Origin of the sequence: Hyphomonas sp. CY54-11-8, from assembly GCF_000682735.1 — a bacterium.
In the GTDB taxonomy this organism is placed as follows: Bacteria; Pseudomonadota; Alphaproteobacteria; order Caulobacterales; family Hyphomonadaceae; genus Hyphomonas.
The window spans coordinates 139,749-163,101 of record NZ_AWFD01000034.1 but is presented as its reverse complement, the minus strand read 5'-3'; the positions used below and the strand labels follow the sequence as shown (position 1 = coordinate 163,101).

Here is a 23,353-nt window from a genome sequence, read left to right as displayed (position 1 = left end):
ATGACCGAACAACGCACCATCCAGAAGGTCCTCATCGCAAACCGCGGTGAGATCGCACTGCGCATTCACCGCGCCTGTAAAGAAATGGGCCTGTCCACCGTTGTCGTGCACTCCGAGGCCGACCGGGACGCCATGGCAGTCCGGCTGGCTGACGAAAGCGTCTGCATTGGACCTGCGCCCTCCTCACAGAGCTATCTGAAGAAGTCTCAGATCCTGGCCGCGGCGGAAATTACGGGCGCTGATGCCATTCATCCCGGCTATGGCTTCCTTTCGGAAAATGCCCAGTTCGCCGAAATGGTGGAAGCACATGGCCTCGCCTTCATTGGACCAACGGCTGCGCATATCCGGATCATGGGCGACAAGATCGCTGCCAAACAGGCCATGATCGATGCGGGCGTGCCCTGCGTGCCCGGCTCGGACGGCGCCATCACGTCCATCGCTGACGCCAAGAAATCTGCCAAAAAGATCGGCTTCCCCGTGCTGGTGAAAGCGTCAGCCGGCGGCGGTGGCCGAGGCATGAAGCTGGCCAAGACCGAGGCGGATCTCGAAAACGCTGTCCGCACCGCAAAGACAGAGGCGAAAGCCGCCTTCGGTGATGATGCGGTCTATCTGGAAAAATACCTTCAGGGTCCGCGCCACATCGAAGTTCAGGTGATCGCGGATACGCACGGCAATGTCGCCCATCTCTGGGAACGTGATTGTTCTTTGCAGCGCCGGAATCAGAAAGTCTTCGAGGAAGCCCCCTCACCGGAGCTCAATCAGGCCCAGCGCGAAGAGATCGGCATGATCTGCGCCAAGGCCATGGAAAAGCTGGGCTATCGCGGCGCCGGCACGATTGAATTCCTTTACGAAGATGGCCGGTTCTATTTCATCGAGATGAACACGCGTCTTCAAGTGGAGCATCCCGTCACGGAGATGATCACCGGGATTGACCTCGTCCGCGAACAAATCCGCATTGCCGAAGGCAAGAAGCTTTCCTTCAGCCAGGAAGATGTCCTGCTCGTCGGTCACGCGATCGAGTGCCGTATCAACGCCGAGCATCCGGAAACCTTCGTGCCCTCACCCGGCCTGATCTCTGACTTCCATGCCCCCGGCGGCCCGGACGTGCGTCTCGACAGTGCCGCCTATGCCGGATACCGCATCCCGCCGCATTACGACTCCCTGATCGGTAAACTGATCGTGCATGGCCGCACGCGCCGGGAATGCCTGATGCGCCTTAGACGTGCGTTGTCCGAAATGGTTGTTGGCGGCGTGCACACCACCCTCGACCTGCACCGGCGACTGGTAGAGAACGAAGACGTCCAGAACGGCAACTACAACATTCACTGGCTGGAAAAATTCCTCGCGGACAACAAGATCGTCGAGGAAGACGCAGCTGACGAAAAAGCCTGACGCGGCGCACCGTCCAATAGACAGCCGACCTGCTCCGTCTCCATATAGGGGCCATGTCTGCACGGTTCGGTACAAATGATCTTCTTGCCTGCTATCGCCGGGGTGTATTCCCCATGGGCGATGCGCGGGATGATCCGAACCTGTTCCTGGTTGACCCCGACATGCGGGGCATCCTGCCTCTGGATGACTTCCACATACCAAAACGGCTGAGACGCAGGGTGAAGCAGGAGCCGTATCGCGTATCCGCCGACACGGCTTTCACACGCGTCATGGAGATGTGTGCGGAGAGTTCCGATGGGCGTGAGACCACCTGGATCAATTCGACAATCCTGAACCTCTACAGCGCGCTTCACCGCGAAGGATACGCACATTCGATTGAATGCTGGGACGAAACTGGAGCCCTGGTGGGCGGACTGTACGGTGTCGCCCTTGGTGGGGCGTTCTTTGGCGAAAGCATGTTCTCCCGCGCGACCGACGCTTCAAAAATTGCGCTTGTGCACTTGGTGGCAAGATTGATCGAGGGCGGCTTTACCCTGCTGGACGCGCAGTTTCATAACCCGCACCTGGAACAATTCGGCCTGATCGAAATCCCACGGGCTGACTTCAAGCGCCGCCTCAAGGCCGCACTGGAAGTGAAAGCGGACTTTTACTGCGGGCGTTCCGGGCCGTCTGGCAGCTTCACCGGGTCTGGTGCGGTGCACCGGATCACCCAGATGTCGTAAACGGGGTGCTCAAGCGCGCTCAACCCCGGCGACGAGGCGAACATCCAGCCGGAGAACAGTTCCGGGTTTTCCTCGCTCACCGTGTCCACATCATTCGCGTCCACCGCAGCATCCATGGTTTCAACGGCGACGGGTTGGGTGGAGAATATCTTGAGGAAAGCAGCGCTTTCGGGGGCCTCTTCAGGGGGCGTCTGGTAGCAGACTTCCAGCTCTACCTTGAGCGATCCGAATACAACCGGCTGCCCTACGAAGACTTCAATATCAGTAGACCGGCCGGTGATCTTGTCGAGCGCGCGCAGGGTCGCCTTGTCTTTCTGGACATAGGTCGCAGCATGCGCCGCCCCTACCAGTCCGGCAACAAGGGCAACCGCAGCAAGCGCTCGAAACATCACTGATCTCCATCCAGAGGGTATGCATCCTCCGCGGCGGTATCGGGCTCAGACGCCGCTGCGGCATCTCCAACACCATTGCCACCGCCGGAGGCGAAGGACGCGAACAGAGTCAGCAGGTCCACGCTACCGCGTGTATACTGGATCTCACCTGAACCATCTTGCGGAATGTTGTCGAAGCTACCGCCTGGTTCCAGGGCCACATAGGCACCACCGAGCAAGCCGTCCGTCGAGATGCGCGCATCCGTATCATCCGGCAGTTGCCACTTTTTGTCGAGGCTCATGGTCATGACCGCTTCGAAGCGCTGAGGGTCCCCCTCTATCGCTTTGACGACGCCGGCCTTCACACCTGCGATACGGACATCGGACCCACGCTCAATACCACTGATATTGTTGAAACGGGCTTTCAGTTCATACCTGTCAGGTCCGGCGGATGCTTCCCCGCCGCGCGCGATCGCGAACCAGAGGAAAACACCGGCAACGGCAACGACAAGCGCGCCAACCAGGGTTTCAAACATCGACTCACGCATCAGGAGACCACGCCTCATAGTCGCCTGCCGCTTTCTGGCGATGGCTGTGACCTGAAAGGCTTCCCTTGGGCTTGGTGGCCCAAGGCGTCCCGGTCATGTTCGGCTTGTGATCGGTTTCCCATTCCCGCCGAGTGAGCGGGGATTTGGTCGGTGGCTCATCGACCGTGTGATGCAGCCACCCGTGCCAGTCGGCCGGTACCTTGGACGGTTCTGCGAGGCCTTTGTACATAACATAGCGGCGGCGGCGGCCTTCGATCGACGGTTTCCGTTCCTCGAAGTAACGGTTGCCGTATTCATCCGTGCCGACGAACGTGGAGCGCCGTCCGATATCGAACGCCGCGCCGAGCGTGTGGCCGCTCCACCAGGTAAAAAGTGTCTTCAGCATCGTAAGGCCTGTCCTGCCGTGTGTTGGTGGCCGCAATATGGCGGCTCAGGGGCAACTAATCCATAGCCCCGCCGCAGGCAATGCGCCGCAATTTCCCTTATGCGCAAAGGACCGCAATTGCTTCGCACCGCTTGCCCCAAACGGGTTCAAAGGTCACGCTTGTTCAAGTGATTCGCTGGGGAGACACGGCATGGATAAGACGCGGGCAACCGAAATCCTGACTGCGGCCGAATCGGATGGCCTTTTTTCGGAGCAGACCACACTGTCCGAGCTGTTCCGGGGCGCTGGCAGGAAAGCCCGGCCAATGACACCGGAATCACTAAAGGCCACAGCAGCTGCCTGTTCGGCTGCAGCACTGGTTAGCGTGTCACAACTCGCGTCTGCGGAGATTCTTGAGCGATTCGGCGATGCCCCTCGTAATGCCGATCTGGCTGAAGCACTTGCAGCTGGATTGCCTCAAGATGTGCTGGAGGAGGCTTTGAGGCAGCCGGGCGGTTTCCAGCGGACAGCGGATGCCCTGCGCGCAGCAGCAGTGGGTGGCGCAGCGCCCGCGCCCGCCGTGTTCCACCCCCAAACGCTTGATCCGGTGCTGGAACAGCTCATGGTTGAAGCGCTTTTGGAGGGGGCGGAGATCATTCTCACGGAAGAAGCGCCCCTTCCGACCGGCACTGCAGCCCGAATTGTCGATGTCGCCATGGCCGTCGGTCCAGACGGAATTGAAGCGGACTATCTCTGTGAAGCACTGGAAGCGGCTGCTGAGGAGATGCCGGATGGTGCGGTCATCATTGCCGGCTTGTCTGCCGCAATCATGTCGCTGGGGGTCGATTACGCCTCTTCCGACGGCGCCGCCATTGCGGCAGCACTCTGCGGACTGGTCCGTTCTGGTGTGACCGGAGCGGCTTTCACGGCCGCTCATGCGAAGGCTCTGAACCTCGCGGCACGAAAGGCATCGGGCAAGCGAACCTGCAATGTCCTGCTGTTGCCTGTCGCGGATCTTGGCGCGTTTCTGCCCGATTGCGAAAGTCATGGCACAGCACCCTTGGCGACGGTGCTCGCCTATGGTGACGAAACCCCAACCCTGTCACGCGCCGCACGTCTTGGTATTGCGCATCATGCTCCCGAACGCCTGCCGATGGCCTTGCAGCGTATCGCGGCTTCGGCCGAGTCTGATCTCGACCGCGCGCTCGGACTCGACCGGCTGCGTGATCGCGGTTTCACCGATGACGCGCTCGACAAAGTCTCCCGGGCATTGGGTGAAGGCCTGCCGCTGAACGCTGCTTTTTCACGCTGGGTACTGGGTGATGAGATCATATCGAGCGATTTGAAGCTCGCGCCGGAAGAGTTTGACGCCGATGGTGGCGGCCTCCTCTCGGCCATCGGCTTTTCGCGCAAGGACATCCTGGCAGCCGAGACAACCATTTCTGGAGAGAACGGAGATGCCACCGCCGAAATCATGGCAGATTGCGGCCTTCAAGTAGGCGCATCTCCGGAAGCGGAAGTCGCTTTGGCTGCTGCATGCGCCAAAGCGCTTGGCGGACATGTCATGATCTCGGTGGACGGCCGGGGTGGACTGGACATGGCTGAAGCCGCGCTGTCTGCAGGGCTTTCGGTTCAACTGATCGGACACCGCGCGCCGCCGGACGATGACGTGCAGGACCGCATGGAGCATATTACGGCTCTGGCGGAAGAAATTGCAGCAGAGGCAGATGCACCCCCGGTCCCCACTCAAAACATCATGTCCGGGGATGGCGCTGCCCGAACCCGCCTGCCCGATCGCCGGAAAGGTTACATCCAGAAAGCGTCAGTCGGTGGCCATAAGGTCTATCTGCACACGGGCGAATTCGAAGACGGATCGCTGGGCGAGATTTTCATCGACATGCACAAGGAAGGCGCCGCTTTCCGGAGCCTGATGAACAATTTCGCAATCGCGACCTCCATCGGCCTGCAATACGGCGTGCCGTTGGAGGAATTCGTCGATGCATTTGTGTTCACCCGGTTTGAACCAGCTGGGGCTGTCACCGGGAATGACCGCATTACACGCGCCACTTCGATTCTCGACTATATTTTCCGCGAATTGGCCGTCTCCTATTTGGGACGCGACGATCTGGCCGAAGTCGATGTGACTCATGACGGCCTTGGCCGGGGCGCAGCTGATGGAACCCGAACCGAACCCGCTCCCTTCACCGAAGAAGCTGCTCAGATCATTTCTCGCGGTTTTTCCAGGGGGCAATTGCCGGACAATATCGTGATCCTGGACAGGAAACGGGCTCAAAAACTTGCGGACGAAGAAGCCGAAGCCGCGGAAGCCGCAGCGGAATCAGAGGAAACAGAAGAGCTCAACGCCCCCGACTATCTCGGCGATGCGTGTCCCGTTTGCGGGAGTTTCACCCTATTCGAGATCAGCGACGATGGTGACATCGAGTGCGATACTTGTGGCGAAGAAGGTCGAAAACAGAAGTAACTACGACAGATCCCGTGCCTTCTGCGCTCATGGCAATTCTGCAACACCTGTGACTTTGAAACAGTCGTTACAGCTTGTTCAGTTTTGGCACGCGAAACAAAACGGTATCCAAAATGCCATGAACCGAGTTTTGCTCAGCCTTGCCACGCTTGCTTCTGCGACTGCCTTTGATGCATTCGCGCAGGAGCAAACCCAGCCGAGTCAACCGGTTGCCTGGGCACCGAGCTATGTCGGATCGTGCGGCGGCTGTAATCTTTCAGGCCGTAATCTGACCGGATGGACGCTCAGCGGCGCCAACTACCGTGAAGCGAACCTCGAATACGCGTTCATGCGCGGAGCGCAGGCGAAGGAAACCAACTTCGAAGGCATTCAGGCCACTGGCGCAGACATGCGCTTAGCTGTCCTGACGTCCGCAAAATTGTCCGGCGCCAATCTCGTAAACGCCCGTTTGCAGGCCATTCAGGCGTCTGGAGCCGAGTTCAAGCAGAGTGTTCTCGTCGGCACAAATCTTCAAAGAGCCATGCTGGTCGGCGCGAATTTCGCAGCTGCAAATCTTGCCACTGCATCCCTTGAAGGGGCGGACTTTTCCGGTGCCAATCTGACAAGTGCCGACCTGAGCGGGACAATCTTGATGTCCACCATATTCAATGGCGCCAACCTGACGATGTCAAAGTTTGATGGCGCGAATGCTCAAGGCGCCTCCTTCAAAGATGCAAGGTTCGTCGACGCCAATCTGACTGGCCTTCGCGGCTGGCGGGAAGCCGACTTTGAAGGCGCATGTGTGTCTCAGAGCACGCTACTCCCCAGCGGACTTCACCTGCCAGATTGCGAATAAGTCCGATGGTTTTGATGACAGAAAAGCCCCGGGATCATGAACCCGGGGCTTTCTGATTCAGGATTTCACCTGAGGCGCGAGCCGGATATTCAGTTCACGCAGCTGGCGGTCGTCAACAGGGCTGGGCGCGCCCATCATCAGGTCGCGCGCCTGACCGTTCATCGGGAAGAGCGTCACGTCGCGAATATTCTCCGCATCCGCAAGAAGCATCACGATGCGATCCACCCCCGGCGCGATTCCCCCGTGCGGCGGTGCGCCGTGACGGAAAGCGTTCAACATGCCCCCAAACTCGGCCTCCACCACTTCCGGACCATAACCGGCGATTTCGAATGCTTTCAGCATCAGTTCGGGGCGGTGGTTCCGGATAGCGCCAGATGACAGCTCGATACCATTGCAGACGATGTCGTACTGGAACGCCTTTATATCGAGGACCTCCTCATCCGTCTTGGCGGCCTCCAGCGCCTCCATCCCCCCCTGAGGCATCGAGAACGGGTTGTGGCTGAAGTCGATTTTCTTGTTGTCCTCATCCCATTCATACATCGGGAAGTCCACGATCCAGCAAAAGCGGAACACGTCCTTTTCGATCAGATCCAGTTCGGCGCCAATCTTGTTTCGGGCGGCGCCGGCCAGCTTGTAGGCATCGCCTTTCTTGCCGGCCGAGAAGAACACGCCGTCACCAGCCCCAAGGCCCAGTTTTTCCAGCAAGGCGGCCAGATGATCCGGGGCGAAACCTTTCAAGGCAGGGTCCTGGCTATCGACGCCACCGGCATCGGACTCCTTCAATCGCGCATAGCCAAGGCCGGGCGCCTGCATTTCCTTCTTTGCCCATTTGTCCATGTCGTCGAAGAATTTGCGGGACTTCTCAGCCGTTGCTTTCGGAGCCGGAATGGCGATCACCTTGCCGCCACCCTTGATGATCTTGGCGAAGATCCCAAAGCCGGTCTTTTCTTCGTCGACAAAGAATTCAGTAACGTCGACAAGCTCCAGCGGGTTGCGCAGGTCCGGCTTGTCAGACCCGTATTTCTCCATCGCTTCGGCGTAGGGAATGTGCGGGAACGGCTCCGATGGCACTGCCCGGCCTTTCCCATCCCAGTCAGCAAATTCCTCAAACACGCCGCGCATGACCGGCTCGATCGCGTTAAATACGTCGTCCTGGGTCACAAAGCTCATCTCGATATCGAGCTGGTAGAATTCCCCCGGCGAACGGTCTGCCCGGGCATCTTCGTCGCGGAAGCAGGGCGCAATCTGGAAGTAGCGGTCGAAGCCGGACACCATAAGCAGCTGTTTGAACTGCTGTGGGGCCTGCGGCAGAGCATAGAACTCACCTGGGTGCAGTCGAGACGGGACCAGAAAGTCCCGCGCGCCTTCCGGACTCGAAGCCGTCAGAATCGGCGTCTGGTATTCGGTGAAGCCCTGCGCGACCATCCTGCTGCGCAGGCTCGCTATGACGTCGCTGCGCAAAGTCATGTTCTTGTGGAGCGTTTCCCGGCGCAGGTCGAGATAGCGGTATTTCAGACGAATGTCTTCCGGATAGTCCGGTTCGGCGAAGACCGGCAGAGGCAGCTTTTCGGCCGCGCTTTCGATCACGAGCGACTCAGCCGGGAGTTCAACTTCACCTGTCGGAAGGTCGGGGTTCACCGCCTCGGCATCCCGGGCAATAAGCTTGCCCGTCACCGTCATCACGCTCTCGGCGGAGGCACGCTTCGCGTCCTCGTAGAAAGCCGCGTTCGGATACACGACGACCTGCGTCAGACCGTAGTGATCGCGCAGGTCAATAAACAGGGCACCAGCATGCTCACGGCGGCGGTGCAGCCAGCCGGAAAGCTTGACGGTTTCACCAACGTGGGATTTGCGAAGCTCCCCACAGGTATGGGTGCGATAGGCGTGCATCGGATCAGTCTCCGGAAAGGTCGGTCCAGTAAATGTTTGCGGGAGGTAATAGACTCTCGCATTTGTTCTGGCGATGCGATACGCAAGCCCGCGATGACTGACAACACCCTGACTCCCATTACTGAGCAGTCGGCCCTCGAAGATTTCTGCGGGAAGCTGGCCGAAAGCGACTTTATCTGCGTCGACACCGAGTTTCATCGGGAAACGACTTATTGGCCGGAACTCTGCCTCGTGCAGGCGTCTTCCCCTGATGTGGAAGGCCTGATCGATCCACTCGCCGAAGATCTGGACATCGGTCCGTTCCTTAATCTCATCGCCGCGGACAACCGCGTAAAAGTCTTTCATGCGGCCCGACAGGACATCGAGATCTTCAATCGCCTGATCGGCCACCCCCCCGGCCCGATATTCGATACCCAGGTGGCAGCCATGGCGCTTGGCTATGGGGACTCAATTTCCTACGACAATCTGGTCCAGCGGGTCCTCAGGCGCCAGATCGACAAGTCGAGCCAGTTCACAGACTGGATGCGCCGTCCCCTGTCTCAGAAGCAGCTGGTTTACGCGCTTGGCGATGTCACGCACTTGCGCGACGCCTACCTCATCATGCGGGAAAAGCTTGAATCGAGTGGCCGGCTCACATGGGTTCAGGAGGAAATGGCGGATCTGGAAGATCCGGCGAAATACGACACGGACCCAGACAAGGCCTGGCAACGCCTGAAGCTTCGGAATCAGAAGAAGGATTATGCAGCGCTCGTTGTTGCTGTAGCGGCCTGGCGCGAACAGCTCGCTCAGGAGCTCGACAAACCGCGCCGCCGGATCCTTAAGGACGACGCCATTCAGGAAATCGCCAGCCAGAAGCCTCGCAGCGAGAATGACTACAATCAGCTTCGTGCCGTCCCGAACGGATTCATCCGCTCAAAGCACGGACAAGGACTGATGGATGCCGTGCAGGCCGCGCTCGACAATCCGGGCGAATTCGCACCGGAGCTGGAACCACGCCGTCAGAATGCACAAATCCCGGCTGGCGCGCCTGAACTGCTGAAAGTCCTGCTGAAGCACGTTTCAGAAGAAAATGATGTCGTTCCGCGCCTGATCGCCAATGCTGCAGATATCGACCGGATTGCCCGCGGCGAGACATCAGAAGATATCGCGGCCATGAATGGCTGGCGCTACGAAATGTTCGGCCGAAAGGCACAGGCTCTGCTGTCGGGCAAACTGGCAGTCTCGTTTGAAGGCGGCCAGGTTCGTCTGTTCGACGTCTGATCTAACCGACAAGGATTTCCGGCTGCAGCCTCAGGGCATTCGCCGTCTGCGCAAGGCGCCGCGAAACCGTTTCAGAGATCATCGCCTGATCAGCTTTTCCGACGCTGAGACAAAGCTTGTCGCCATCTCTCGATAACTTGGCTCTGCGCAGGATCGGACCGGACCGTCCTGAAAATACCGCGCCCAAGCGCATGGCGCTGCCGAGTTGCTTGGCGCGCTCGGCCTGAGGCTCGGAGGTGAGGGCGACATATTCGCTCGGGCGCTTGAAGTCCTTCTGATAGCGGCATCCGACAGCATAGGCGATCATCGCCCGCTCCGCATGTGTCACACCGGCATACGGCGCACGCAACGCCTGATCATAAGCCATTTGCGCGCGGTGATCCGGATGGAAGCGACCGGCACTGTCCGACATCATGCAAGCGGCCTGCTCTATTCGAACATCAGCCGCAGGCGAGCCGAATAGATCCTCTTCCGGAGCAAAGGCTGGCGCAATGAATTCGTGGAGCGCCTGTCCGAAGGCGATCTGGTTGTGATCCAGACGGACAAATGCGATCACGCCATCCAGCAACGGATCGGACACCGCGGCGCCCGTAAGATCCGTCAACACACCTTCTCTCAATCCGGCTGACGATATCGATACGCCATCAAGCTTGCTGACCGACAGCAGCTCTTCCAACACGATCGCAGCAATCGGCATGTGCTTCGCCCGGCGCTTGTCGATCGACTCCAGCATGGAACGGGATGTCGAATTCGTGAGGGAGTCTATGCAAAGCTTTGCGGTCCGGGCGATCTGCCCCTGGTTCATCTGGTAGCCGTGCAGGACCTGAAGCGCATAGTTTTCCATCTCCATGTTCACTTTTGCGAAGGTTCGCCAGGCGCCACCCACGGCAAAGAAGCGCCCCTTCGCGCCAGAAAGCACTTCGGATTTCTTCAGCTCAGAGCGAATGGCCTTGCGGAGTTCCTTGGCGTCGCTTGCCACCTCCATCAAAGATAATGGACCGAGCATCAGGCTTTCACCTTTGCCCTTGCCTTTGCCCACCTGCATGAACTCAAGGCTGGAGCCGCCGAGATCGCCGATGACCCCCTGTGGTTCATGGAAGCTGGATTCGACGCCGAGGGCTGAAAGACGCGCTTCATCTTCGCCGGAAAGAACCGAAATCGGCCGACCGAGAACCCGATTGGCCTTGCGGATAAACTCAGGTCCGTCTTCTGCAGCCCGCACAGCAGCGGTTGCCACAGCCACGAAATTCCTGAGATTCAATGCTTTCAGGATTGCCCGGTACCGCGCCAGTGCTGACAATGCGGATTCACGCCCTGGACCTGAAAGCTTGCCTGTTTTGGAGAGTCCGACGCCTAGGCCAGCCATCACCTTCTCATTAAAGGTTGGCAGGATCGAAGCGCCCAACACATCAAAAATGACAAGGCGCACCGAATTGGAACCAATATCGATGATCGCAGCCCGATGCGTGTTCGGGAACGGCATCAGCCCTTGCTCCCCTTGGGCTGCAGCCGCGGAGGCAGACTGACTTCAAGCGCGCTGCCCCGCCCTGACAGGCTGGGATTGTCCATGAAGTAGCGGTGGGCCGAGAATCCGTTTCCGTCTCCTTCAGGTTTCGCCCGCACATAAGAACCGTCTTCCCGCATCAGCCAGCTCTGCAATTCGTCGTTCAGGTTGGCGACCATGATCTGATTCAGAACCTGACGGTGTACCGTTGGGTTTTCGACAGGCACCAGCGCCTCGACCCGCCTATCCAGATTACGGGGCATCCAGTCAGCGGAAGAAATGAATACTTTCGCATTCGGCGACGGCAGCGCTTCTCCATTTGCGCAGCAAAGAATTCGTGAATGCTCAAGGAAACGACCTACGATACTTTTTACACTGATGTTTTCCGATATTCCAGCCACTCCAGGCCGCAGGCAGCATATGCCGCGAACAACAAGGTCGATTGGAACTCCGGCCTGACTGGCTTTGTAGAGCGCATCGATCACATCCCCGTCCACCAGCGAATTCATCTTGGCCCAGATGCCGCTCGGCCTACCTTTCTTGGCTGCAGCCGCCTCTGCCTCGATCAACTTAATGAGATTTGATTTCAAATTCAGGGGAGACATCGAAATCTTTTCGAGTTCCGGCCCGACTTCAGGCGGTTCCCGATACGCCGTGACGAAATTGAACAGGCGGTTCGCATCGCGCCCAAGCGCGGGATCAGCCGTGAACAAGGACAAGTCGGTGTATATCTTCGCATTGACCGGGTGATAGTTACCCGTTCCGAAATGCGTATAGGTTCGCAGCTCACTCCCTTCGCGCCGAACCACAAGCGATACCTTCGCGTGTGTTTTGTATTCAATAAATCCGTATACGACCTGTACTCCAGCGCGTTCCAGATCACGAGCCAGCCTCAGATTGGCCTCCTCATCAAAGCGGGCCTTGATCTCCACTAGCGCAGTGACGTTCTTGCCATTTTCAGCCGCCTCAACAAGCGCCGCAACGATTGGGGAATTGTTCGTGGTGCGGTAAAGCGTTTGCTTGATCGCAACCACCTGCGGGTCCGCAGCGGCCTGCCGGATAAATTCAACAACGACATCGAAACTTTCAAATGGATGGTGGACCAGTATGTCCTTCATCCGGACGGCAGCAAAGCAGTCTCCACCCATTTCCCGAATCCGCTCGGGATACCGAGGATCATATGGCGGGAACTTCAGGTCGGGCCGGTCATCAACGATCAGTTCCGAAAGCTGGGCCATACCCAGAATACCGTCATACAGAACGACATCTGCATTCTCGGTACCAATTTCACGGGTGATGAATTCCCGAAGATGCTTTGGTGCGCTCGATTGCATACGCAGCCTGACAATACGGCCACGCCGGCGTTGCTTCAGCAGCACTTCGAACTCACGAATGAGGTCTTCTGCTTCTTCCTCAATCTCAATATCGCTGTCACGGACGATGCGGAAAAGGCAGCGGCTTTTCTCCTTGTAACCGGGGAACAGATCCCCGATGAACAGGCCGATCACATCTTCAAGAGGGATGAACCTTAGCACCCCCTTCTGCTTGCTCGGCAGACGGATGAAGCGACGCACAAAGGCTGGTAATGGAACAATGCCGATATGGCCTTCGTCGCCATACTTGGAAACAAGGTCGAGTGCGACAGAAAAACCAAGGTTCGGAATGAATGGAAACGGATGCGCCGGATCGACGGCGAGCGGCGTGAGAACCGGAAAGATGTGGCTGCGGAAAAAATCGTCCAGATCTGACAAGTCTTTCTTGCTGAGGTCTCCTGCCGCAAGCACATGAATATTTTCAGATTCGAGCTCATCTTTGAGCTGCCGCCAACGCATCTGTTGTTCGGCGATCAGCTTCAGCGACAGTTCTTCAATTTGCTCGACCTGCACAGCAGGTGTCAGGCCTTCCTGGCTCGTTTTGGTCACCCCAGCACGAACCTGCTCCCTCAGCCCCGCATAGCGAACCATTTCGAATTCATCGAGATTGCTTGCAGAAATCGACAGAAACCGCAGGCGTTCGAGCAGTGGATGGTTCGGATTGGCCGCCTCTTCCAGAACGCGGCGATTGAATTCCAGCCAGGACAGCTCCCGGTTCAGGAATCGTTCCGGTGACGCCATCAATTGTTTCGCCGTTCTGGCGACTCCATCAGCCATGGACATCCCCTTTGTTGGCCCCGGTCGTATCAACTCGATGACGGCTCATCAGGGGCCGCCAGCCCCATTGCCTCCAATACCTCTTTTGCCAGAGGAACAGAAGGTGCGCGTCCTGTCGTTGTGACACCGTGACTTAGCTTCTCCGCGAACGCCTCAATGGCTTCGTAAGTAAGGTCAAGGCGCGGTGCGAGATAAGAGACCAATTCCGGCTCAAGCTTGAGATAATGCCTCGCAGCAGAAGCCCTGAGCCGCCCGGTCAGCATCGCCTCATCTGGTGGCAAGATTTCCACGATGGACATGGAGTTGAGGCGCGATTTCAGGTCCGCCGATTTCACGGGCCACTGAGACGGACTGCTCGAGGACGAAAGAAGCAACCGGCCCTCTTCCTTGGAGATCTGATTGATGAGGGTGAGTAACTTTTCGTTCGCTGCAACTTTGTCTGCGTTGTCGACCGCAACGAATTTCCCGGCAAGTTCGTCCAGCTGAGCGGATTTCAATTTGGTAAATCGGTTCGCGTCGAAATAAACGCCACCGGTTTCCTCGCACCATGCCTGCAACAACGTAGTCAATCCGCAACGGAGTGGCCCGGTCACGCAGAACACAGGCGTGGGCCACTTGGACGGCTGGCGAACAATGCTGACGGCGGCCTGATTGGCAGGAGTAACAACAAGTTGTCCAAACCGCAGCGGCCCTGCCGGAAAGGCGAAGCTCATCTGGTCTGGTTGTCCGGTCGATAGGGGTGGCCGCTTGCTCACGGAACTCCTGCAGCTGAAACGGCCGAACGGAGCACCCAGCCCGCGCGCGGCTCATCTCCAAGTGCCACACCCCGCTGCAACAGGTCGTTCTGCAAACGCTGCGGATCGCCCAGATATGCAAATGTCACGACGGCACCATCGCGAGCGACTGCCGTCGTCCGGAAGTCGGAAACGAGTGGTGACCTGGCGAGGGCGCCACGCAACGTGTTCCACTCCGCCAGCGATGTGTAGCGAACCGTTGCCTTGGCCTGTGTCCGGTCGCCGCCACGGATGATGGACGCGCGCTTCCAGTTTTCCTCAAGCAGTTTGACGGTCGCATTCACAGCCCCCTCAAGTGTGGGCGCCGGGAGCGTAATCCCAACCACTTCCGTTCCGGCTGTTGTGACAATGGAAACGCTGACGCGCCATGCACCTTCCCGGCCGATCAGTTCTGCCAGAATTGCACGGCGGGCGCGCAGGCTGCCCGCTTCCGGCGAAAGCGCATACCAGTCGCTATAGCTGGTATAACCCGTCAGGTTTGAAGTCACATAAGGCGCTAGGGCACCGGGGTTTTCGGCTCCCAAGGCTTCATGCCAGTCTTCCTCCAATTGTGCGGAAGACGCCAATGGGACCATCAGGCTCAGAGGGGCTTGCGTATCAACATACGGCACTTTCAGCGCATCCAGATGCGCCCGCACCATCAGGGGATTGTAGACCACCCGCAGGATTCCCCTATAGCGGCCCGCACCGGCCGTTTCTTCCTGCACATCGACTGCGGCAGACAGCCTGTTTGCCAATTCGCCATCTATCGGAACGCCTCCCGCAGCAATGCGGTCCTCTGCCAGCGTAATCTTGTCGATCAGTTGCCGGGCGCCATCAAGCCGGGCGGCAGCCATGGCCTGCTCACGCGCCTGGATCAGGGTTGGCGCAACTTCATCCACCTCAAGGTTTGGGATCGTGTAGACATCCTGCGTATCCGCGGCAGCACTGAAAACCGCAAACATGGCTGCGAGCGTGGAAGCAAGAAGCATACGAATCATGGTCAGAGACCTCCTCGGTTGGCGACCTTGTAGCAAGTCCGGTGCGGGGCTGGAACCGCGCTCGGCACTGGCAGAGTCGAATTCCCCATGCTAACGCGCGAGTCATCATGAGCGACCCTTCCAAGACTTCTCTTTCTTACCGCGACGCTGGTGTCGATATTGAGGCAGGCGAGCGTCTCGTTGACGCGATTGGCCCCCTCGCCAAAGCGACCCGTCGCGCTGGCGTCATGGGAGGTCTGGGCGGCTTCGGCGCCCTGTTTGACCTCAAGGCCGCAGGCTATTCAGACCCGATCCTAGTCTCCGGCACAGACGGTGTCGGCACCAAGCTTATGCTGGCTTTTGAAACCGGCATCCATAACACGGTGGGTATCGACCTTGTGGCGATGTGCGCCAATGACGTTCTGGCACAAGGCGCTGAACCCCTGTTTTTCCTGGACTATTTCGCAACGGGCAAGCTTGAAGAAGGCATTGCTGAAGCGGTTGTCTCCGGTATTGCAGAAGGCTGCCGCCAGTCCGGCTGCGCGCTGGTGGGCGGTGAAACGGCCGAAATGCCGGGTATGTACCCGCCGGGACATTACGACCTTGCAGGTTTTGTCGTGGGCGCAGTTGATCGGGATAAAGTGCTGCCTCGCATGGACACGATGGCGGCAGGCGACCTGCTTATTGGCATTGGCTCGTCCGGTCCGCACTCGAATGGCTATTCACTGATCCGCCGGATCGTGGAACGAGAAGGCTTGTCCTATGACAGTGCTTCGCCGTTTTCGAACGTTACCCTTGGCGAAGCACTGCTGAAACCTACCCGGTTGTACGCAAGCGTTGCCTTGCCGCTGATCCGCAAAGGGCTCGTAAAAGGCCTCGCTCACATTACCGGCGGCGGCCTGACCGAGAACACGCCGCGCATGTGCCCGGACCATCTGGTACCCGTCATCGAGCGGAAGGCCTGGACGCCTCCGCCGGTGTTCGAATGGCTGCAATCTGCAGGTAATGTTACAGAAGACGAAATGCACCGGACGTTCAATATGGGCATCGGCGTCGTCTTCGCCGTCGCGCTTGAGGACGCAGATACGGTCTGCGCCGCACTACAAACAGCAGGTGAAGCGCCGGTCATTCTGGGGCGCCTTGCCGACGCATGAGACGCCTGAAACTTGCCATCCTGATCTCCGGACGCGGCTCGAACATGGAAGCGTTGCTGGAGGCAGCGGCCGACCCATCCTACCCAGCCGAGCCCGTTCTGGTGGCCTCCAATCGGCCGGATGCCAAGGGGCTCGAAACGGCGGCTTCTGCTGGCATTTCTACAGCATCCGTCGATCACAAGCTCTACGGCAAGGACCGGGAATCCTTTGAACGAGCCCTGAATGCCGAACTCGAAAAGGCCGGAACCGAGATCATAGCCCTTGCCGGCTTCATGCGCGTGCTGACGCCCTGGTTCGTGACCAGGTGGAAAGGCCGGATGATCAATATTCACCCCTCACTTCTCCCTAAATACAAGGGGTTACACACGCATCTGCGGGCCATCGAGGCGGGCGATGCCGAGGGCGGTTGCTCGGTTCATTGGGTTTCGGCCGGGGTGGACGAGGGCAAGGTCATCGCTCAAGCGGCGGTGCCCATCCTGCCGGGCGATACCGAGGACAGCCTCGCGGCGAGGGTCCTGGTTGAGGAACACAAGCTCTACCCGCGCGCTTTGGCGCTGGCCTGCGAGCAGGTGTTGTCATCCAATCGATAGTGAATGGGCATGAACGCCCATACTGCTGACCCGCTATCTCGCTTGACGAGAACTCAGTTTCAACCTGCTCTTCTCGTTTTGAGAATTCGGGTTCATTTTGCGCTGTTTTCTACAAGTAAACATCGCTCACGAGAACTCAGAACCAATCGGGGGATCAGATGACGTCCATCCATGACCTCGCGAAGCGAGCCTGCGAAACCTATCAATTTCATGCCTCCATCGGGATGGATGTAATTGAAGAGAACTTCTGTTCGTCGCTGCAGGATACGGAAAGAGCCGAAGTTTGGGATCGCAACCGAATTATTGATATGACAGCCCGGACTGCTGCTGAGATTGATCAGATGATGGAGTTTGCCTCGTCTAGAACGAAGCTGGTGGGCTACTCTTACATCTTCGCAACACCGTTCACGTCACCTGCCATCATCGCCCGACTTTTGCTTGATGACTATCAGGAACAGACGCCCATCATTCAGATGGTGCTCCAAAGTGAGGTCTCCGTGAGGCGTCCCGCCGGCTTTAGAATTAAGCCGGTTTCAACAGATGGCGATTGGCGATATCTGCATGATCTCGTTCGTGCAGATCACACAGAGGGCGCTCGAACGCAGGGACATATCCTTGATGCCGAGGTCACCCGAGGAATTGTAGAAGGATACCGTGGAAAGTCAGGCCCTTGTCAGTTCTTCCTGGGTTTTCTCGATGATGCACTTTGCGCTTATGGCTCAGCCACCATAGCTCCAAATGGCATGGGAATGATCGAAGATCTGTTTACGCTACCTGCATTCAGACGGCGAGGGATCGCTACAGCCTTGATTTCCGCGTTTGCTGAACGCCTCCGGCAAGCATCCTGTGAGGAGATTCTCATTGGTAGTATGGCGACAGAACCTCCCAAAGTGCTCTATCAAAAGATCGGCTTTCATCCGGTCTGCGTTACGAGGTCCTTCCTAAAGCGCAGCGAATAGGGTGCGCCATTTTGCAGCGCAGGCAACCAATAAAAAGGGCCCAACCATCTGGCTGGACCCCTATTATTTCTTCACTGCCAAGAAGGGCTTGTTGCCAGCCTTAGCCGGCGATGTCGGCTTCGGAGAAGAATTGCGCGATTTCGATCGCAGCGTTTTCTTCGGAGTCAGAGCCGTGAACCGAGTTCTCGCCGATCGATTTTGCGTAGAGCTTGCGGATGGTGCCTTCAGCAGCGTCTGCCGGGTTCGTGGCGCCCATCACTTCGCGGTATTTTGCGACAGCGTTCTCGCCTTCGAGCACCTGGACGACGACCGGGCCGGAGGTCATGAATTCGACCAGCTCACCAAAGAAAGGACGCTCGCTGTGGACAGCGTAGAAACGCTCGGCCTGTTCCTGGGTCATCTTGATGCGGCGCTGGCCGATGATGCGCAGGCCGGCCTTCTCGATGACGGCGTTGACGGCGCCGGTCAGGTTACGCTCGGTCGCGTCGGGCTTGATGATGGAAAAAGTGCGCTGGACAGCCATGGGAGGGTTCCTGTTGTGCGGAAATTGGAGTGTTGGCGGGCCTATAGCGGCGCCCGCCCGCAGGGGCAAGGACAGAGCGCCGCGCTTGCGCACACTTTCATCAGGGCGTAGGGCCGGACAGGTCCTTCAACCGGAAAGTTGCCCCAATGAGCACCCTGCCACCTTGTCCGAAATGCCAGTCCGAATTCACATATGAGGACGGCGCCCTGCTGATCTGCCCGGAATGCGGACATGAATGGTCAGCGGATGCGGAAGCCAATTCGGACGAAAAAGTGGTGAAGGATTCCAATGGCAATCCGTTGGCGGATGGTGACACGGTCACCGTGATCAAGGACCTGAAGATCAAAGGCAGTTCGCAGGTCGTGAAGCGCGGCACCAAGGTCAAGAATATCCGCCTCGTCGATGGTGATCACGATATCGACTGCAAGATCGATGGCATTGGCCAGATGGGCCTGAAGTCCGAGTTCGTGAAGAAGGCCTAGGCGCCTGCCTCTTTCCAACCGCCGCTGCTGGTTTGCTGGAAATAGCGAGTGACGAGACCCCCGTCCTTGGCGGCCTTGAATGCTTCGCGAGCGGCGCCGCGTGCATCCATATCGCCATCGTCGAACATCATCATGCAGCGCGTGTAAGGCGCATCGACGGGGGCCTTCACGCCATCCATCAGGAACAAGGCTGCTGCACCATTCACATTGTCCGCCTTGCCTGAAATGAGCACAGGCTGGCGTGACGCTTCGAGGCCCGGCGCTTCGGCCTGGCCATGCGGCAGGAAAGACTGGTCATCGAAGGTCCAGAGGGCCGCATCGAGCGCGGCCCGCCGGTCTGCATTCGGGCTGACTGCGAGCACACGCCACCCGACTTCAAGGCATTTGGACATGAGAGGCGCCGCCGCCTGCTCCAGCGTGGTGCGGGAGAGGTGGTAAAACCACCATTCCGGCTTCGGCGCCTCGCTCAAATCCTAACCCTCGTAATTGTCGGCGATCCAGCGATCCAGCAGGCGCGGACCAAAGCCGGATGCCCAGCTCACATCCAGTGCCGGCTTCTCGCTTTCAAGCCAGGCAGCCCCGGCAATGTCGAGGTGAGCCCATTTCACACCGTCCTTCACGAAGCGCTTCAGGAACTGCGCCGCCGTGATGGAGCCTGCTGCCCGGCCACCGATATTGCGCATGTCGGCGAATTTTGACTTCAGCAGCGCGTCGTATTCCGGCCCCATCGGCAGGCGCCAGACGCGCTCGCCTTCGGTCAGGCCCGCCTTGGTCAGCTCCTCGGAGAGCTCGTCGCTGTTGGTGAACAGGCCGGCATGATGGTGGCCAAGCGAAATCACGATGGCGCCGGTCAGTGTGGCGAGGTCCACGATGGCCTTCGGCTTGAAATGCTCCTGCGCATACCAGAGCACGTCACAGAGGACGAGGCGGCCCTCAGCATCAGTATTCTGGACTTCGATCGTCTGCCCCGACGCCGACTTGAGGATGTCGCCCGGGCGGATGGCGTTGCCGTCCGGCATGTTTTCGACAAGGCCGATCAGGCCAACGACATTCACCTTGGCCTTGCGCTCAGCCAGCGCCTTGATCGTGCCGGTCACAGCGGCTGCGCCGCCCATATCGCCACGCATGTCTTCCATGCCCGGGCCCGGCTTCAGCGAGATGCCGCCAGTGTCGAAGCAGACACCCTTGCCGACAAGGATCACCGGATCCTCACCTTCCTTGCCGCCGTTCCATTTCATGATGCCAAGCTGGCTTTCGCGGACAGAGCCCTGCCCGACGCCCAGCATGGAATTCATGCCGAGCTTGGCCAGTTGCTTCTCACCGAGAACTTCAACCTCGACGCCGATCTCGGCCAGTTCCTTGATTTTTGCCGCAAAGCTTTCGGGGTGAAGATCGTTCGGCGGCATGTTGACCAGGTCGCGCGCCAGCATCGTGCCTTCGGCGGCGGCACCCAGCGGTGCGAAGGCCGCCTTGGCGGCTCTGGTGTCGTCCACAACGAAGGAAACCGCGGTGAGGCTCGGCTTCTGGTCTGGCTTGAGTTTGGTGAAATAGGTGTCGAACCGATAGGCAGCGAGTTTTGCGCCGAGGCCCATGCGCGCTGCATCCTCGGCAGAACCGGCATGGATCGCCATGGATTTGAAGCCGCTCGTGTTGAACGCCTTCACCAGATTGGCACCCAGGCCTTCCAGGACACGGGCATCTCGCTTCTTCGGCTTGCCGCCGCCGATCAGCACGGCACGGCGCGCTTCGGCGCCTTTCGGCAGCACAATCACGGCCTGCTGGTCTTTCTTACCGGTGAACCGGCCATCAATGGCGGCCGAAAGCAGCCCGCCGGTCGATTCGTCTAAAGAGGCCGCTGCCGTAGGCAGGCCGCCGTCTTCGTCGACGATGAATGCAAATACGTCAGCCTTGGCGGCGTCAGTGAAGGTGATTTTCATGTGAGGAATCTCCGTTTGAGACGGAAACTAAGCATCGACGCGCGCAGCGCAACTCGTTAGGCAGGGAAAATATGCCCGTTAACTGCCAGTTTCTGCTTTATTTCCCGGCACGTGACACACGATGACGAAAGTCCAGTCGTACCTGTTTTATGAAGTCTTGCGCGCGGTCCTGATTATCGTCGGGGGGCTCGCATTGCTTGCGCTTCTGGCACAAGGCCTTTCTCGCACTGACCTGATCCTTGAAAATCGACAGTCTGCGCTGACTTATTTCTACATCGTCATGCTGGGTTCCCCCCAGATCATCGCGCTACTGATGCCTCTAGCCCTGTTCGTGGCAGGGGTCTGGTCGCTCAACCGGATCCACAAGGACAGTGAGATTGTCGTGGCGCAGGCCGCCGGCATGACGCGTTGGCAGATCGCTTCGCCCATCATGCGGCTGGCGGTGCTCTGCGCTATTGCGCATCTCGGTGTGAATTTGTGGGTGCAGCCGCTGGCCCAGCGAGCCATGCGAGAGACTGTTGCTGTGGCACGGGCCGATCTTGCCGCCGCCCTGATCCGCCCAGGCCAGTTCACCACCAATGGCGAGCGGCTGACCTTCTATGCCCGCGAACAGGTCGCTGGTGAACTGCGCGGGGTCCTCATCTCGGACATGACAGACCCGGTCTATCCGACGGACATCCTCGCCCGCAGCGCCGCCCTAGTGCAGATCGATGACAAGCCGACCCTGCTGCTGCGAGACGCGATCAGCATGCAGCTGGACGAAAACCAGCAACTTTCCATTCTTGAATTCGCGCAATATCCGTTCGACCTGAGTGAATACATGAAGGAAGATTCCGACCTCGCCTTGAAGGCATCGGACAAATTCCTGCATGAGCTCTTCTTCGTTGACAGGACGAACTACTTTGAACTGAAGGATGCAGACACTTTGCTGGCCGAAGCGAACACGCGCCTGACCTCTCCGCTGCTGAATATCGTGATGGCGCTGATTGCCATCGTCGCGGTGTTGGGCGGGGATTTCAGCCGGAAAGGCTATGCCAAGCGGATCGCCATCTCCTCCAGCGCAGCCATTACGGTCCTGATCGTGCAACTGACCGCTCAATCCGCCGCGGCGGACGATCCGGCCATGAATGTGCTCCAATGGGTCCTGCCGATCAGCATCATGGTGGGCCTCAGCTATGTCTACTTCTCCCGCGGACGACACCTCGGCGCCATAGAGCGTCCCCAGATCGACCTGTTCCGCGGCGCAGGGGGAGCGAGCGCCTGATGCCGTTCGGATCCCGTATCCAGTTCTATATCCTGCGCGAATGCCTGTCCGGCCTGGCGCTGGTATTGGGCATTCTGCTGATCGCAATCCTGATGATCGACGTAGTGGAACAGCTCCGCACCGTCGGCGGCGATGTCAGCCTAAGCCTGCTTGGCGCGCTGCAGCTCTCCCTGATGAAACTGCCGCAGATCATGGAACAGACGCTGCCATTTGCGCTGCTGGTAGCGTCGATGATGGCCTTCACCCGGCTCAATCGCCGGTCAGAACTTTCGATCATCCGCGCCAGCGGGATCTCGGCCTGGCGCTTCCTGACGCCGGTCATCGTCCTCGGCCTGGTCGTAGGGATCGCCACCACAACGCTGCTCAATCCTATATCGGCGAGACTCACCGAGTCTTTCGAAGTCACCCGTGCCCAGATCCTGGACAAGGGCCGCACGGCGATGGCCGTTTCGGATACGGGCGTCTGGCTACGCCAGGGTGACGATACCAGCCAGATCGTGATCCACGCCCAGCATGTCGATCAGGGCGGCGTCGTGCTGCGGAACGTCAAAATGATCGAGGAAGAGCGCCTCTATTCCGGCAGCCAGCCGACCAGCGATTTCGCCTTCGCCCGGCGCATCGATGCCGAGCGCGCAACATTGCGCGACGGGTTCTGGCAGCTGGAAAACGTCATTGAAAACATCCCGAACCAGCCACCGGAGCGGAAACCAAACCTCGCCATTCCTTCTCCGCTGGACGCTGTCACACTGTTCGACAAATTTGCCTCCCCCAACACGATTGGCTTTTGGCGCCTGCCCCGCTTCATCCGCCAGACTCAAGCGGCTGGCCTTGATGCATCGCGCTACCGGATGCGCTGGCACGCATTGATGGCCACGCCGGCCCTGTTTGTTGCCATGGGCCTCATTGGCGCCGTTGTGTGCCTGCGGCTTCAACGGATGGGCGGCACATCGCAGCTGCTGGCGATCGGTGCCCTGGCGGCCATCGGCCTCTATTTCTTCACCCAGTTTTCGACCAGCCTAGGAGCCACAGGTGCAGCACCGCCTATAGTTGCAGCCTGGAGTCCACCGCTTTTTGTGCTCTTCTGCACATTGTCTTACATCGCCTACCGGGAAGACGGCTGACACGCATCCAGCCTTGACATGGCCTCGTCGACGCGGCCATCACTCGCGCCCT

Annotated in this window: 22 protein-coding genes; 11 read left to right on the top strand and 11 right to left on the bottom strand. The window is 58.8% G+C overall.

All coding sequences use genetic code 11. The features are described 5' to 3' along the window. Together accC and aat are read left to right on the top strand one after the other, a co-directional pair. Positions 1-1,392 (top strand): acetyl-CoA carboxylase biotin carboxylase subunit, encoded by a 1,392-nt coding sequence (gene accC, locus HY17_RS14660; RefSeq protein ID WP_034767920.1) that lies wholly within the window; start codon positions 1-3, stop codon positions 1,390-1,392. A gap of 53 nt (positions 1,393-1,445) precedes the next feature. After that, positions 1,446-2,114 (top strand): leucyl/phenylalanyl-tRNA--protein transferase, encoded by a 669-nt coding sequence (gene aat, locus HY17_RS14655; RefSeq protein WP_034767918.1) that lies wholly within the window; start codon positions 1,446-1,448, stop codon positions 2,112-2,114. On the opposite strand, the gene HY17_RS14650 is transcribed toward aat, so the two are convergent. The 3 genes from HY17_RS14650 to HY17_RS14640 are packed head-to-tail and all read right to left on the bottom strand — an operon-like array spanning position 2,039 to position 3,418. Continuing rightward, complete coding sequence (locus HY17_RS14650) at positions 2,039-2,503, bottom strand: DUF2155 domain-containing protein (RefSeq protein WP_034767916.1); 465 nt, start codon at positions 2,501-2,503, stop codon at positions 2,039-2,041. The genes aat and HY17_RS14650 overlap by 76 nt on opposite strands. Next, positions 2,503-3,033 carry an outer membrane lipid asymmetry maintenance protein MlaD gene (gene mlaD, locus HY17_RS14645; protein WP_034767914.1) on the bottom strand — a complete coding sequence of 177 codons (531 nt, stop codon included), beginning with the start codon at positions 3,031-3,033 and terminating at the stop codon, positions 2,503-2,505. Before mlaD ends, HY17_RS14650 begins: the two co-directional genes overlap by 1 nt. After that, complete coding sequence (locus HY17_RS14640; RefSeq protein ID WP_034767912.1) at positions 3,026-3,418, bottom strand: NADH:ubiquinone oxidoreductase subunit NDUFA12; 393 nt, start codon at positions 3,416-3,418, stop codon at positions 3,026-3,028. Before HY17_RS14640 ends, mlaD begins: the two co-directional genes overlap by 8 nt. Before the next feature lie 190 nt (positions 3,419-3,608). On the opposite strand from HY17_RS14640, the gene HY17_RS14635 reads away from it, so the two are divergent. Both HY17_RS14635 and HY17_RS14630 read left to right on the top strand, forming a co-directional pair. Next, on the top strand, positions 3,609-5,879 hold the full coding sequence (locus HY17_RS14635; RefSeq protein WP_051600144.1) for a hypothetical protein: 2,271 nt from the start codon (positions 3,609-3,611) through the stop codon (positions 5,877-5,879). Next, the gene (locus HY17_RS14630) at positions 5,851-6,714 is read left to right on the top strand and encodes a pentapeptide repeat-containing protein (RefSeq protein ID WP_175354456.1); all 864 of its coding nucleotides are present in this window, start codon (positions 5,851-5,853) and stop codon (positions 6,712-6,714) included. The genes HY17_RS14635 and HY17_RS14630 overlap by 29 nt, the downstream gene beginning before the upstream one ends. A gap of 57 nt (positions 6,715-6,771) precedes the next feature. Here the strand turns inward: HY17_RS14630 and aspS are convergent, their stop codons facing one another. After that, positions 6,772-8,604 carry an aspartate--tRNA ligase gene (gene aspS / locus HY17_RS14625; RefSeq protein WP_034767910.1) on the bottom strand — a complete coding sequence of 611 codons (1,833 nt, stop codon included), beginning with the start codon at positions 8,602-8,604 and terminating at the stop codon, positions 6,772-6,774. A 93-nt stretch (positions 8,605-8,697) separates the two neighbouring features. Between aspS and rnd the strand changes: the two genes are divergently transcribed. Next, positions 8,698-9,864, top strand: coding sequence for a ribonuclease D (rnd, locus tag HY17_RS14620; RefSeq protein WP_034767908.1), 1,167 nt, complete (start codon positions 8,698-8,700; stop codon positions 9,862-9,864). A 1-nt stretch (position 9,865) separates the two neighbouring features. On the opposite strand, the gene HY17_RS14615 is transcribed toward rnd, so the two are convergent. Genes HY17_RS14615 through HY17_RS14600 form a run of 4 tightly spaced genes read right to left on the bottom strand, consistent with a single transcriptional unit; the run spans position 9,866 to position 15,292 of the window. Continuing rightward, entirely contained in the window at positions 9,866-11,347 is a 1,482-nt protein-coding gene (locus HY17_RS14615) for a hypothetical protein (RefSeq protein WP_034767905.1), read from the bottom strand. Continuing rightward, on the bottom strand, positions 11,347-13,524 hold the full coding sequence (locus HY17_RS14610) for an RNA degradosome polyphosphate kinase (protein WP_175354455.1): 2,178 nt from the start codon (positions 13,522-13,524) through the stop codon (positions 11,347-11,349). Before HY17_RS14610 ends, HY17_RS14615 begins: the two co-directional genes overlap by 1 nt. 23 nt (positions 13,525-13,547) lie before the next feature. Continuing rightward, entirely contained in the window at positions 13,548-14,231 is a 684-nt protein-coding gene (locus HY17_RS19600; protein WP_051600142.1) for a DnaA ATPase domain-containing protein, read from the bottom strand. A gap of 38 nt (positions 14,232-14,269) precedes the next feature. Further along, positions 14,270-15,292, bottom strand: a complete 1,023-nt coding sequence (locus HY17_RS14600; protein ID WP_034767901.1) for a hypothetical protein — start codon at positions 15,290-15,292, stop codon at positions 14,270-14,272. Positions 15,293-15,399: 107 nt separating this feature from the next. Here HY17_RS14600 and purM point away from each other — a divergent pair, with 107 nt between their 5' ends. From purM to HY17_RS14585, 3 genes are all read left to right on the top strand, one after another. Beyond that, positions 15,400-16,425 carry a phosphoribosylformylglycinamidine cyclo-ligase gene (gene purM / locus HY17_RS14595; RefSeq protein ID WP_034767899.1) on the top strand — a complete coding sequence of 342 codons (1,026 nt, stop codon included), beginning with the start codon at positions 15,400-15,402 and terminating at the stop codon, positions 16,423-16,425. Further along, positions 16,422-17,015: a phosphoribosylglycinamide formyltransferase gene (purN, locus tag HY17_RS14590; protein ID WP_034767897.1), complete on the top strand. Its 594-nt coding sequence runs from the start codon at positions 16,422-16,424 to the stop codon at positions 17,013-17,015. Before purM ends, purN begins: the two co-directional genes overlap by 4 nt. Before the next feature lie 158 nt (positions 17,016-17,173). Further along, positions 17,174-17,974, top strand: coding sequence for a GNAT family N-acetyltransferase (locus HY17_RS14585; RefSeq protein ID WP_034767895.1), 801 nt, complete (start codon positions 17,174-17,176; stop codon positions 17,972-17,974). A 100-nt stretch (positions 17,975-18,074) separates the two neighbouring features. Here the strand turns inward: HY17_RS14585 and ndk are convergent, their stop codons facing one another. After that, entirely contained in the window at positions 18,075-18,497 is a 423-nt protein-coding gene (gene ndk, locus HY17_RS14580) for a nucleoside-diphosphate kinase (RefSeq protein ID WP_034767893.1), read from the bottom strand. A gap of 146 nt (positions 18,498-18,643) precedes the next feature. Here ndk and HY17_RS14575 point away from each other — a divergent pair, with 146 nt between their 5' ends. After that, complete coding sequence (locus HY17_RS14575; RefSeq protein WP_034767891.1) at positions 18,644-18,979, top strand: zinc ribbon domain-containing protein YjdM; 336 nt, start codon at positions 18,644-18,646, stop codon at positions 18,977-18,979. On the opposite strand, the gene HY17_RS14570 is transcribed toward HY17_RS14575, so the two are convergent. Together HY17_RS14570 and HY17_RS14565 are read right to left on the bottom strand one after the other, a co-directional pair. Further along, a complete protein-coding gene (locus tag HY17_RS14570; RefSeq protein WP_034767889.1) occupies positions 18,976-19,449 on the bottom strand; it encodes a DNA polymerase III subunit chi in 474 nt (157 codons plus the stop codon). The two genes, HY17_RS14575 and HY17_RS14570, sit on opposite strands and share 4 nt — an antisense overlap. Positions 19,450-19,452: 3 nt before the next feature. Beyond that, positions 19,453-20,916: a leucyl aminopeptidase gene (locus tag HY17_RS14565; RefSeq protein ID WP_034767887.1), complete on the bottom strand. Its 1,464-nt coding sequence runs from the start codon at positions 20,914-20,916 to the stop codon at positions 19,453-19,455. Between the two features lie 121 nt (positions 20,917-21,037). Between HY17_RS14565 and HY17_RS14560 the strand changes: the two genes are divergently transcribed. Beyond that, positions 21,038-22,180 (top strand): LptF/LptG family permease, encoded by a 1,143-nt coding sequence (locus HY17_RS14560; RefSeq protein ID WP_051600141.1) that lies wholly within the window; start codon positions 21,038-21,040, stop codon positions 22,178-22,180. Beyond that, a complete protein-coding gene (lptG, locus tag HY17_RS14555; protein ID WP_034768076.1) occupies positions 22,180-23,301 on the top strand; it encodes an LPS export ABC transporter permease LptG in 1,122 nt (373 codons plus the stop codon). Before HY17_RS14560 ends, lptG begins: the two co-directional genes overlap by 1 nt. The last annotated feature ends 52 nt before the right edge of the window (positions 23,302-23,353 follow it).